The organism is Ruegeria sp. BI11 (assembly GCF_056538005.1).
This window is the reverse complement of sequence record NZ_JBQFSM010000008.1, coordinates 15524-27765: the sequence shown is the minus strand read 5'-3', so window position 1 is coordinate 27765 and position 12242 is coordinate 15524. Positions and strand designations below refer to the sequence as shown.

The window sequence follows — 12242 nt, the reverse complement described above, 5'->3', positions numbered from 1 at the left end:
GCAGCACCCGCCAAAGGCCCTAACACGGGATGCCAGAGGGATTAGCAGCCATGAAGACAAGAGATATGAACCGGGACTGGATCGCCACCGCCGCCACATTGAACAGCGCTTTGCCATACCTGCAACGCTATGACGGGGCCATTGTCGTCATCAAACTGGGTGGCCACGCCATGGGCAGCGACGAAGCGATGGAGAGCTTTGCCCGAGACGTCGTTCTGATGCGCCAAGTTGGTGTGAACCCGGTGGTCGTGCATGGCGGCGGGCCGATGATCAACGCGATGCTGGATCAGTTGAACATCCAGTCCGAGTTCGTGAACGGCAAGCGCGTGACCGACAAATCCACTGTAGAGGTGGTCGAAATGGTTCTGTCCGGCCTCGTGAACAAGCGCATCGTGCAAGCGATCAACGGTCAGGGTGGTAAAGCAGTGGGTCTGTCGGGCAAGGACGCCAACCTGATTGTCTGTGATCAGGCTGATCCGTCGCTTGGATTTGTCGGCTCTCCGTCCGAAATGGACCCGGCAATCCTGCACAACTTGTTCGCGCATGATGTGATCCCTGTGATCGCCCCCTTGGGCGCTGGCAGGAATGGCGAAACCTTCAACATCAACGGCGATACCGCAGCCGGGGCGATTGCTTCGGCACTCAAGGCGGACCGGCTGCTGCTGCTGACAGACGTTTCGGGTGTGAAGAATGCGGGCGGCGAAGTTGTGACCGAGCTCAAAGCCGGGCAGATCCGCGAAATGACCATGGATGGCACCATTGCGGGTGGGATGATCCCAAAGACCGAAACGGCACTGGACGCCCTGCACAGTGGCGTACGCGCGGTTGTCATTCTGGACGGACGTGCGCCAAATGCAGTGTTGCTGGAGCTGTTCACCGAACACGGTGCCGGTTCGCTGATCCGCCCCGATTGACCTAACCCCCCAGAGGAGAGATGACCGGACGTCCCCCACCATCCTCTTACGCGGCAGCAATCAGCTATGGCTGGGTCATGCGCGCGGCGCATCAAGCAGGTTTGATCGTCATGGGTGCGACACATCCGCGACTAAGTGGTGCCAAGGGGTTGGACGGAGGAACTTTGGTTCTTTTGGGCGCGGGTGCCGCCTTTTGGCCTGTCTTGAAAGCCTCCGCAGAATGGTCAGGACCCGATCCGGTAGACCGCTGGTCCAGCCGCGTCATCGGGCAGATAGCGCAGGATCTAGGTGCACAGGCTCACTTTCCGTTTGGCGGACCACCTTACGCACCCTTTATCGACTGGGCGCTGAAATCCGGTCGAACCTTCAGCAGTCCGGTCGGTGCTTTGGTGCATGATACAGTGGGTATGATGATCTCCTACCGTGGAGCGCTGCATTTCGGACGAGAATTCGACATCCCCGAAGGCGGCAGCGCATCACCTTGCACAGACTGCCCGGCTCCCTGTACCCATACCTGTCCGGTCGGTGCACTGAACAGTCAGAGTTTCTATGACGTCGACGCCTGCCACGGCCACCTCTCGACTGCTGAAGGGCAAACCTGCATGACCGGCGGCTGCTTGGCGCGCCTGTCCTGCCCGCTCAGCGCGGGTGCAGGGCGCGACCCGGAGCAATCCGCCCACCACATGAGAGCCTTCCACCCGTCATGACCCGCACCTTGATCCTGACCCGCCACGCGAAGTCCAGCTGGAATGACCTGAATCTTACGGACCATGACCGCCCTTTGAACAAACGCGGACGCAAATCAGCCCCAGCGATTGCCGGGTGGCTCCGCGCGAACGGCTGGCTACCGGATGAGGTGCTAAGCTCGACATCGACCCGCACCCGTGAAACCTGGGACCGGATGGAATTGCAGGCTGACAAGATCAGCTTCCACCGCGCGCTTTATCATGCTGGTTCCGAAAACATGCTGACCGAGCTTTCGGGGGCGACTGAACCCACCGTTCTGATGCTGGGTCACAACCCCGGCATCGGTGTTTTTGCCAGCCGTATTGTCCGACAGGCACCCAACCACGCCCGGTTCCACGATTACCCGACCTGCGCCACGACCGTGATCCGGTTTGATATCGACGATTGGGCGCACGTCCGATGGCACAGCGGCACTGTGCAGGGATTTGTCATCCCGCGCGAGTTGCTGGAATGAAAAAAGGCGGGGCAAAACCCCGCCTTTTCCTTGGTTTCGTTGGGATCAGTGCCCCAGAATCTGGCTGAGGAACAGCTTGGTCCGCTCTGATTGCGGGTTGTTGAAGAACTCTTCCGGTTCGTTCTGTTCCACGATCTGGCCAGCATCCATGAAAATCACGCGGTTGGCGACCTGACGGGCAAAGCCCATCTCGTGGGTCACACACAGCATGGTCATGCCTTCCTCGGCCAGTTCGATCATGGTGTCGAGCACCTCTTTGATCATCTCAGGGTCCAACGCCGAAGTCGGTTCATCGAACAACATGATCCGCGGCATCATGCAGAGCGAACGGGCAATCGCCACACGCTGCTGTTGACCACCCGACAGCTGGCCGGGATATTTCAGCGCCTGATCTGGGATTTTCACCTTTTCTAGGAAATGCATCGCGCGCTCTTCGGCCTCTTTCTTTGGCGTCTTGCGCACCCAGATCGGGGCCAGCGTGCAGTTTTCCAGGATCGTCAGGTGCGGGAACAGGTTGAAGTGCTGGAACACCATGCCAACCTCAGACCGGATCTTGTCGATGTTTTTCAGATCATTCGACAGCTCGGTCCCGTCCACGACGATCTTGCCCTGCTGGTGTTCTTCCAACGCGTTCAGGCAGCGGATCAAGGTGGATTTGCCCGACCCCGACGGCCCCGCGATCACAATCCGCTCGCCTTGATTGACGGTCAGATTGATGTCGCGCAGCACGTGGAAGGACCCGTACCACTTGTTCATGTTGGTGATTTCGATGGCGACCTCGTCGCTCACCTGCATCTTCGAGCGGTCGATTTCACGTTCAATTGCAAGTTCAGACATGGGTTGAACTCCTTAACGGTGGCCAGTCTGAAGCTTGCGCTCCAGATACATGGAATAACGGGACATGGAGAAGCAGACGACGAAGAACAGAACGCCGATAAAGGCAAACAGTTCCCAGTAGACGCCATTCCAGGCGGTATCGGCGCGGATCGCGTTCGACAGTCCTATCACATCGATAAGACCGATGATCGAGACCAGCGTCGTATCCTTGAAGATACCGATGAAGGTGCTAACGATGCCCGGGATAGAGATTTTCAGCGCTTGTGGCATGATGATCAGCCGCTGTGCCTGCCAATAGTTCAGGCCCAAGCTGTCGGCCCCTTCGTACTGCCCCCTTGGCAAGGCCGCCAGACCACCCCGGATCACCTCGGCCATATAGGCAGCCGAGAACAGGGTCATCATGATCATCACCCTCAGGATGATGTCAAAATTGGTGCCCGGCGGCATAAAGATATTCAGCAGCAGCGAAGCCACGAACAGCAAGGTGATCAGCGGCACGCCGCGGATGAACTCGATAAAGCCCACACACAGGTATTTGACGATCAGCAGATCAGACTGACGGCCCAGCGCCAGAACAATCCCGATAGGCAACGAGACACCAATAGCCACAACACCAAGCAGGATCGCCAGCATGAAGCCACCGAAGTCACGGCTTTCTACTGTCGCAATACCGATGGGAATGACGGAATCGATCGCCCCGGCAACCGCGCCTGAGGCAAACAGCCACCACAGAATGGGCAACAAAACCGCTGCCACCAAGGCTGCCAGAGAGCCTGCCGCCGGCAGGATAAGCCTGTAGGCGATATAACCGATGCCAAAGCCTGCGGCGACCATCAGTGGCCCCCAAATGCTGCCGCCCCACATCAACCAGGGCAGCAGGAATGGATATGCCGCCGTAAGGTAGAGCAGTTTGCGCGGTGCCCCAGTGAACAGGACGGGCGCAATCGCAGCGATCAGCAAAACGAAGGTCAAGTTCGGCCGGAAATAGGCCGGCCAGCCCCCCGATTCGGGTGGATTCGACCACGTCGCACTCGGGTGCGCCGGATAGGGCGGATAGAACCCGTACAACAGCTGCAGCCAGCGATCCTTGATCACGCCCCAGCAGGCATGACCGTGGGTATCGCCCCACGTCGCCATCATAATCTCACGACACTCTGACAAGGAATTGGCGTTCCAAACAGATTCGAACGTCCATGAAAGAATGTTGGACAGCACGTAGTAGATGAAGACCAGTGAGAGAATGGTCAGGATGGCGTTGAGCCAGCTTGAGAACAGATTGTGCCTGATCCACCCCAGGATGCCGACCTCGGATGCAGGTGGCTCCTTCTCAGGCAGCATTTCCGTGCGGACAAATGAAACATCACTCATATTACCGCTCCACCAGTTTGACACGGTTGTTGTACCAGTTCATCACCGCCGAAATGCTCAAGGAGATGGCCAGATAGATCAGCATCAGCAGCAGAACGCATTCCAGTTCGCGACCAGTTTGGTTCATGGTGATGCCACCTAGGGTACCCGTGATATCCATATAACCAACCGCGATCGCCAACGACGAATTCTTGGTCAGGTTCAGATAGTTCGAGATCATCGGCGGAATGATCACTCGCAGCGCTTGCGGCAGGATTACCAGACGCATTGTACGACCTGGGCGCAGACCCAGTGCTGACGCAGCCTCGGTCTGACCTTTTGAGATGGCCAGAATACCGGCACGTACGATCTCTGCGATGAAGGCAGCTGTATACAGGGACAGGGCCAGCCATAGCGCGATCAGCGAGTTCCGCAAGTGGGTGCCGCCGGTGAAGTTGAAACCTTTCAGTTCGGGGTAGCCCAGGTGAAAGCCCAGCGCCGTCAGCAGGATGGCCGACGGAACGAACAGCAGGCCCAGCTGGATGTGCCAGATGGTCGGGCGGTCGCCTGTCTTTTCCTGCGCGGCGTTGGCCCAGGCCGCCACTTTGCGCATCGCAAAGATGCTGCCGCCAATGACAATCAGAAACGCGATCAGGTCCAGTGAAACGTCAAACCGCAGGCTGGACGTGCCGAACAGATGGATATCCCCCAAACTACGCGAGAACAAGAAATCGGGAACATAGACCCCGCGATTTGTGATGGCGACCGAGTCGAACAGCTTCATCGTCGCCTCGGGGTCCTCCCCCCGGAAGGCGCGTGGCGCCGGCAGGCTTTCGATCAGGATCGCCATAGCGAACACGATCCAAAGCAGCACTGGAACGTTGCGGAACATCTCGACATAAACAGTCATGATCCGGGCGATCAGCCAGTTGTTCGACAGGCGCAGGACGCCGACCATGACGCCGATGATTGTAGCGGTGATACAGCCCAGAACCGCGACGACCAGCGTGTTCAGCAACCCGATAAAGGCCGCACGCAGATGGGTATCGCGCGAGTCGTACTCCAACAGGCGCTGGTTGATGTCATAGCTGGCCGGTTCGCTGAAAAAGCTGAACTCGACTGTTTTGCCCAGCGCCTCAAGGTTCTGAATGGTATTGTTGATAAGCCAGGCTGCCAGAAGCATAAAACCGATCATCGCTATGACCTGAATGGTCGCAGATCGGTACCGCGTATCGTAAAGGAGCATGGACAGCCGGAAGTGCTCCTTCGGCGGGTCAGTGAGTGTCGTCATGACCTATGTTTTTCCCCGTGCATCCCGGTTTTTTGTTGGCAGAGTTTTTCTCTGCTCAAAGCCATCCGGGCGTGTTTCTTATGGAAGGAAAAAGGGCGCAGGTTGCCCCGCGCCCTTTTCCGTGGTTTTTAGCGGAAAGGCGGTGCGTAAAGCAGGCCACCATCAGTCCACTGAGCGTTCAGGCCGCGTGCCAGACCGATCGGAGTTTCTTCACCGATGTTCTTGGCAAACACCTCGCCGTAGTTACCGCCCGCTTTGATCGCGCGCTGTGCCCAGGTCGCGTCCAGACCCAGCATCTCACCCAGTGTACCTTCGGTACCCAACAGGCGGTTTACTTCCGGGTTGTCGGTGGCGCCACCGGACATCTCGTCGATATTGGCCGAGGTCACGCCCAGCTCTTCGGCTGCGATCAGTGCGTTCAGGGTCCAGCGAACAACATCGCCCCACTCGTGGTCGCCGTGGCGGACCAGCGGGCCCAGCGGCTCTTTCGAGATGATTTCGGGCAGGATCACGTGATCACCGGCGTTTTCAAAGGTGGCGCGAGTCGCCGCCAGGCCGGATGCGTCCGTTGTATAGACGTCACAGGCACCAGCCAGATACTGCTGCTGCGCTTCGGCGTTAGTTTCGATCGGAACCGGCTCGTAGCTCATGTTGTTGATGCGGAAGAAATCCGCCAGGTTGAGCTCGGTTGTGGTACCGGTCTGAATGCAGACGGTCGCACCGTCCAGTTCCTTGGCCGAGCTGACGCCCAGAGCCTTGGGAACCATGAAGCCCTGACCATCATAGTAGTTGATGCCGACGAATTCGAACTTCAGGTCAACATCGCGGCTGAAGGTCCAGGTGGTGTTACGGGCCAGCATGTCGATTTCGCCCGAAGCCAGCGCGGTAAAGCGTGTCTTACCGGTGGTCGGAATGAACTCTACGGCGGTCGGATCGTCCAGAACGGCGGCTGCGACTGCGCGGCACACGGCCACGTCAAAGCCCTGCCACTCGCCATTGGCATCCGGGCTGGCAAAGCCGGGTACGCCGCTTGCCACACCACAGTTCAGTTTGCCGCGCGCCTTGACATCATCGGCAGTCCCCGCCGCAGCTGCACCAGCAGCCAGGCCGGCGATGGTTGCCACGCCCAAGATTACGGATTTTTTCATTTTTACCTCTTCCTGATTTTCCGTCCCCATCCAGAGACGGCTCTGTCCGGCACCTTTGGCACCAGAAAGGTTTCCCCAAAGGTGTCTCCCCTTTAGTGGGCACGAGTTTGGGCGTATTCATAAACAAACGTCAAGGCCCGGATCAGGGAAAACGATGAGTCAATCCAAAGATGACTCGTTCGAAGTTGGAAAATCAGGTTCTGAGGGATCAAATCGAGAGGTCAAAGAACCTTTTGGCGTGCAAAAAGGCCGCTTTCTTTGTTTCCGCTACGTCAAAAGCCTCATCATCGTGACCCCATTGTTCAATCTGCCAAAGCTCATCCAGTCTGGATATTTCCCAGATTTCTTCAATGTCGCGCCAGTTTTCGGCAGCGGCAAAACCAAGGATAAGTGAACCCGACAGGCTGACAAGGTCGTGGAAGGCTGCCAGTTGAAAATCACTAAGCCCATGAACACGTTGCTTTAGGGTGTTCAGCGCCGTTTCAGATTGTGGCTGATGCAGCACACCGACCACAGGCAATAGCCGCGCAGAAAGCACTTCGGCCGCCCAGTCCAAGGCCGGGTCCCATTGCTCGGCCTGGCGGTCTTGCAACCCCTGCGGGTGGGCCGCGCGATAGCACAGAAGATCCGAATCCCCATAGTCGGCCAGCATGTGCGCAACCTCGGCGTGTTGATGGCAGACCTTATCGATGGCGGCGTTGGCGGAGCGTGTGAACGGCATGACCGTTGGATCGATCTCTTTTTCCTGCGCATCCCATTCCGCGGCAACCTGCTCGGCCATCGCACGTGTGGGCAGGATCAAGGTCGCCTTGGCCGGAGTTTTCACGCGGCGGCCGTCCAGTTCGACCGTGAAACCGCCCTCGGCATCCACCACCGTGCTTTCAGTCCAAAATCGTTTGGGTTTCCAATCGCTCATGTCGTCAGGTCCAGATATCGCCCAGCGCCTGCGGCAACTGGTCAAAATTTTCAATTACGCAGGTCGCACCGTCCAGAGCGGACCGGTCGTGATAGCCCCAGCTGACACCGATGCCCACCACCCCGGCAGCACGGGCCATGTCCATGTCAAACCTGGTGTCACCAATCATCACTGTATTGGCCGCATCCACCCCGGTTTCGCTGCGTGCGGCGTCAATCATAGAAGGATGCGGCTTCGAGGGATGATGATCCGCCACCTGTCGGGTCACGAAATACGATTCCAGCTCGTGCGCCTCGATCAAGGCATCCAGTCCGCGTTGGGATTTGCCTGTGGCCACTCCCAATAAAATCTCGGGCACAGCATGCAACTTCTCAATGGCCTCCCGCGCGCCAGGATATAGCGGAGAGCTTGCAGCACCTTTCTCAAGACGGTGCGCGTGATAGGCCTGCTTATACCCCTCGACCAGACGCCGCTGATCGTTGTCAGAATGTTCAGGTGCCAGTTGCGCCATCGCGTTGGGCAAGGACAAGCCGACAATGGACAAAATCGCGTTGCGGTCAGGCACTGGCAGAGACAGCGCCTCAAAGCTGGAGGTCATCGCCGCGACTATGCTGCCCTGACTGTCGACCAAAGTGCCATCCACATCGAACAGCACCAAACGCAGCGGTGCGCTCATTGCAGTTCCTCGAACGGGTCATCGGCGGCCAGATCCTCGGTCCAACCGAAAGTGTCCCAACTGTGTTTCATGTGATCCGGCAACGAAGCGGTGACAGTGATGGTCTTACGGGTTACCGGGTGCTGGAACGAGGTCTGCCGAGCATGCAGGTGCAGCTTCTTGCTGATGATACCACCCAGTTGCGCGCCCCACCCATCACCAAGATTTTCCTGACCCGAGCCGCCGTATTTGCCATCGCCAATGATGGGATGCCCAATTGCGGCCATATGCGCGCGCAGCTGATGCGTGCGGCCCGTGATCGGCTCCATCGCCACCCATGCAGCGCGTCCAGCCACCCGGTAAAGCGTGGCATAGAGAGTGTGCGCCCGTTTCGCACCCGGCGTGTCGTTGATTTCGTTCAGATGCACAGGGATCATCTTTTCACCCTCACCGTGCTTGCCGTGGCCTGCGGCTTTGACCAGCCCGGTCTTGATCTCACCCAGATACGGCGTCGGCACCCCGGCGACCAGCGCCCAGTAAATCTTGCGCGTGTCGCGGTGACGGAAGGCGGCGGTCAGCCCTTTGGCCGCCTCGCGCGTGCGCGCCATCAGCAACACGCCCGAGGTGTCCTTATCCAACCGATGCACAAGGCGGGGGTTTTCATCATATCCAAACCGCAGCGCTTCGGACAGGCTGTCCACATGGCGCGTCTGGCCGCTGCCGCCCTGCACCGGCAGACCTTGGGGCTTGTTCAGTGCCAGAACGTGATCATCGCGATAGATGACGCAGGACTGAATCATCTTGGCGTCCGCATCTGAGATACGATGTTTGACCTCAGCAGGTTTGTGATCGGCATCGGGCAAAGGCGGAACGCGCACGACCTGACCGGCCTCAAGCCGGGTCGAGGCTTTCACCCGCCCGCCTTCAACCCGCAGCTCGCCCAAGCGGCACATCTTTTCGATGCGCCCCTGACTGACATGGGGAAACAGGCGGCGAAGCCACCGGTCCAACCGCTGGTCGCCGTCACCTTCTGCCACGGTGATCATCTGTACGCCGCTCATGCCGATATCCCCTGCGTCGCGCGACGTGTCCGCGCGCTAAGCCTGTCTGTACGTGTCCTAGAAAACATGCGCGTCTGTGGCCTGCCGCACCGCAAGAGTCAAGCCGACCTTACCCGTTGCGCTGGGCCCGCAGCTTGGCGAAATAATCCAGCCGCTTTTTCAACTCGCGTTCGAACCCACGTTCCACCGGCTGATACAGTTCAGGCCGGTCCATACCGTCGGGAAAGTAGTTCTGACCTGAAAAGCCATCCTCGGCGTCGTGGTCATAGGCATAGCCCGCGCCATAGCCCTGATCCTTCATCAGCGAGGTCGGCGCATTCAGGATATGTTTGGGCGGCGGTTCACTGCCCGATTGCTTGGCCAACCGCATGGCGGCTTTGTATCCGACATACGCACCGTTCGATTTGGGGGCCAAGGCCAAATAAACCAGCGCTTGCGCCAAGGCCAACTCGCCCTCAGGGCTGCCCAGCCGTTCATAGGTTTGCCAGGATTGCAGACAGATCGCCTGTGCCTGCGGGTCGGCCAGGCCGATATCTTCAACCGCCATCCGGGTGATCCGCCGTGCCAAATAGCGTGGATCCTCGCCCCCCGTCAGCATCCGCGCGAACCAATACAGCGCCGCGTCCGGGTCCGACCCACGCACCGATTTATGAAGGGCCGAAATCAAGTTGTAATGCTCGTCGCCCGATTTGTCGTATTTCGCCGCGCGGCGCATCAGCCGGGTCGACAGCGCATCCGGGTCCAGCGGGGCATCGACCTTCCACGCGGCGATCTGTTCGATCAGGTTCAACAGCGCGCGCCCGTCACCATCCGCCATTTCCTGCAGCGCCTCGCGGGCGGGGCCGGTCAGCGGCAGTGCACGGTCCAGCTCTTTCTCGGCCCGTTGGGTCAGCCGTTCCAGATCGGTAAGGCTGAGCCGTTCCAACACCAACACCTGCGCCCGGCTGAGAACAGCGGCGTTCAGTTCAAAAGACGGATTCTCGGTCGTGGCCCCGACCAGCAGGATCGTCCCGTCCTCCATATGCGGCAGGAACCCGTCCTGTTGGGCTTTGTTGAAACGGTGGATCTCGTCGACGAACAGCAGCGTGCCCTGCCCGTTCTGGCGTCGGATTTTGGCAGCCTCGAACACTTTCTTGAGGTCCGGCACGCCGGTAAAAATCGCACTAATCTGAACGAAATGCAGATCCGTTTCCTGCGCCAACAACCGCGCAATGGTGGTTTTGCCCACACCCGGAGGGCCCCAGAACAGCAGACTGGACAAGCTGCCCGAGGCCAGCATGACCCCCAGTGGCGCGTCCGGACCCAGGACCTGCGCCTGCCCGATCACCTCGGCCAGTGTCTGCGGGCGCAGCCGGTCTGCCAGCGGGCGATGCGCGGGCGGTGCGGGCGCGGTCGCCCCGGTGTCGAACAGATCGCTCACGCTCTACAGCCGGTACCGCAGGGACATCGAACGCCCCCCGCGCTGAATGTCAAAATTAACTCTGCGTCCCGGATCGGTCAGTGCATCCACTACGTCTTGCGGGTGTTCTATCTGTGTTCCGTTGATGCCACTGACCACGTCACCTACACGCAGCCCCGACCGCCCGCCATACCGGCCCGCATCCACCACAACGACGCCGGTTTGCGACAGCAGCAGCCCCATCTGTATGATGACCGACGGATTGATGCGCGAAACCGTCAGCCCCGGCATTACCGTCTGATCGTCCAGCGTGGTCTCCTCCGATGCAGGGGTTTCCGGGGGCCTGATCAGGGCGACTTCGATTTCCGCGCTTTCCTCTCCACGCAACCTGGTCACAACCGACGTGCCGCCAACACCCGCCACTGACATGCGGAATTTCATTTCGGCCGGAGAGTTAACCTCATCCCCATCCACATGGGTTACTACGTCACCAACACGCAGCCCTGCGTCAGCCAGCGGGCTCAGGGGATGCAGGTCAGAAATCACCACGCCCAGCGGGATCACTAGGCCAAGTGATTCGGCAATATCAGCGCTCATGTGCTGGCCGGACATTCCGGCCCAGGGGCTGATGAAACTGTCGTTGCCCTCCTGCGCCTGCCGCAGGAACTCGGCCACCAGATTGGCCGGAATAGCAAATCCAATGCCGTTCGATCCGCCCGAGCGGGTTAGAATAGCCGTGTTTATACCAATCAGGTCTCCATTCACATCAATCAGCGCCCCACCCGAATTTCCCGGATTGATCGCTGCATCTGTCTGAATGAAATACCCGCGCGCATTGCCGGTGGCCGCCCCTGTTCGGGCCAGACCCGAGATGATGCCCGACGAAACGGTCTGCCCCACCCCAAACGGGTTACCAATGGCCAGCGCCAGTTCGCCCACTTCGACATGATCCGAGTCGCGCAACTCCAGGAACGGCAGATCGTCGGCTTCTTGCAGTCGCAATATGGCGATATCGCTTTGCTTGTCGCCCAGCACCACCTGCGCCGAGTATTCCCGCCGGTCCGTCGTCACCACACGTATTTCCGTGGCTGTGCCCACCACGTGATAATTCGAAACGACATAACCATCCTGCGACAGGATCACGCCTGATCCCAACGAGTTCTGAACGCGCTGGCGCGGCTCAGCCGAACCACCACCAAAGAAATCCCGAAAGAACGGGTCCGAGAAAAACGGGTTCGAGCGCCCTTGCCGAACGATCTTGGCATAGATGTTGACGACAGCTGGTGAGGCCTCTTTTACCACCGGCGCAAACCCAAGGCTTATTTCAGCCTGCGATGTCGGCACTTTCGTTTCGGCATGTGCAGACACCGTAAGGGTTGCCAGCAACAGTGAACTCAGAACTTTCCGCATGATCTTTCCGTCGATTGGTCGCCCTCCGGATATGCGTCCACTCGGGATGTAATGCAAGCATCG

At 59.0% G+C, this 12242-nt stretch carries 12 protein-coding genes; 3 read left to right on the top strand and 9 right to left on the bottom strand.

Features of this window, described 5'->3' with window-relative positions:
• The first annotated feature begins 50 nt into the window (after window positions 1-50).
• From argB to ACR0DT_RS16725, 3 genes are read left to right on the top strand one after another with little or no spacing between them, the layout of a single operon-like run.
• Window positions 51-914 carry an acetylglutamate kinase gene (gene argB / locus ACR0DT_RS16735; protein ID WP_480711850.1) on the top strand — a complete coding sequence of 288 codons (864 nt, stop codon included), beginning with the start codon at window positions 51-53 and terminating at the stop codon, window positions 912-914.
• Between the two features lie 20 nt (window positions 915-934).
• Window positions 935-1621, top strand: a complete 687-nt coding sequence (locus ACR0DT_RS16730) for a ferredoxin (protein WP_480711849.1) — start codon at window positions 935-937, stop codon at window positions 1619-1621.
• On the top strand, window positions 1618-2115 hold the full coding sequence (locus tag ACR0DT_RS16725; RefSeq protein WP_480711848.1) for a SixA phosphatase family protein: 498 nt from the start codon (window positions 1618-1620) through the stop codon (window positions 2113-2115). Before ACR0DT_RS16730 ends, ACR0DT_RS16725 begins: the two co-directional genes overlap by 4 nt.
• 45 nt (window positions 2116-2160) lie before the next feature.
• Here the strand turns inward: ACR0DT_RS16725 and ACR0DT_RS16720 are convergent, their stop codons facing one another.
• The 9 genes from ACR0DT_RS16720 to ACR0DT_RS16680 all read right to left on the bottom strand — a co-directional run bounded on the left by ACR0DT_RS16720 (window position 2161) and on the right by ACR0DT_RS16680 (window position 12179).
• Complete coding sequence (locus tag ACR0DT_RS16720) at window positions 2161-2952, bottom strand: amino acid ABC transporter ATP-binding protein (RefSeq protein ID WP_480711847.1); 792 nt, start codon at window positions 2950-2952, stop codon at window positions 2161-2163.
• A gap of 12 nt (window positions 2953-2964) precedes the next feature.
• On the bottom strand, window positions 2965-4320 hold the full coding sequence (locus ACR0DT_RS16715; protein ID WP_480711846.1) for an amino acid ABC transporter permease: 1356 nt from the start codon (window positions 4318-4320) through the stop codon (window positions 2965-2967).
• Between the two features lies 1 nt (window position 4321).
• Window positions 4322-5590, bottom strand: coding sequence for an amino acid ABC transporter permease (locus ACR0DT_RS16710; protein WP_480711845.1), 1269 nt, complete (start codon window positions 5588-5590; stop codon window positions 4322-4324).
• Window positions 5591-5718: 128 nt separating this feature from the next.
• Window positions 5719-6738, bottom strand: a complete 1020-nt coding sequence (locus ACR0DT_RS16705) for an amino acid ABC transporter substrate-binding protein (RefSeq protein WP_480711844.1) — start codon at window positions 6736-6738, stop codon at window positions 5719-5721.
• 208 nt (window positions 6739-6946) lie between these two features.
• On the bottom strand, window positions 6947-7654 hold the full coding sequence (locus ACR0DT_RS16700) for an ATP12 family chaperone protein (RefSeq protein WP_480711843.1): 708 nt from the start codon (window positions 7652-7654) through the stop codon (window positions 6947-6949).
• A gap of 4 nt (window positions 7655-7658) precedes the next feature.
• Window positions 7659-8330: an HAD-IA family hydrolase gene (locus ACR0DT_RS16695; protein ID WP_480711842.1), complete on the bottom strand. Its 672-nt coding sequence runs from the start codon at window positions 8328-8330 to the stop codon at window positions 7659-7661.
• The gene (locus ACR0DT_RS16690; protein WP_480711841.1) at window positions 8327-9370 is read right to left on the bottom strand and encodes an RluA family pseudouridine synthase; all 1044 of its coding nucleotides are present in this window, start codon (window positions 9368-9370) and stop codon (window positions 8327-8329) included. Before ACR0DT_RS16690 ends, ACR0DT_RS16695 begins: the two co-directional genes overlap by 4 nt.
• 109 nt (window positions 9371-9479) lie before the next feature.
• Entirely contained in the window at window positions 9480-10790 is a 1311-nt protein-coding gene (locus ACR0DT_RS16685) for a replication-associated recombination protein A (protein WP_480711840.1), read from the bottom strand.
• A 3-nt stretch (window positions 10791-10793) separates the two neighbouring features.
• Entirely contained in the window at window positions 10794-12179 is a 1386-nt protein-coding gene (locus ACR0DT_RS16680; protein ID WP_480711839.1) for a trypsin-like peptidase domain-containing protein, read from the bottom strand.
• Window positions 12180-12242 lie beyond the last annotated feature (63 nt).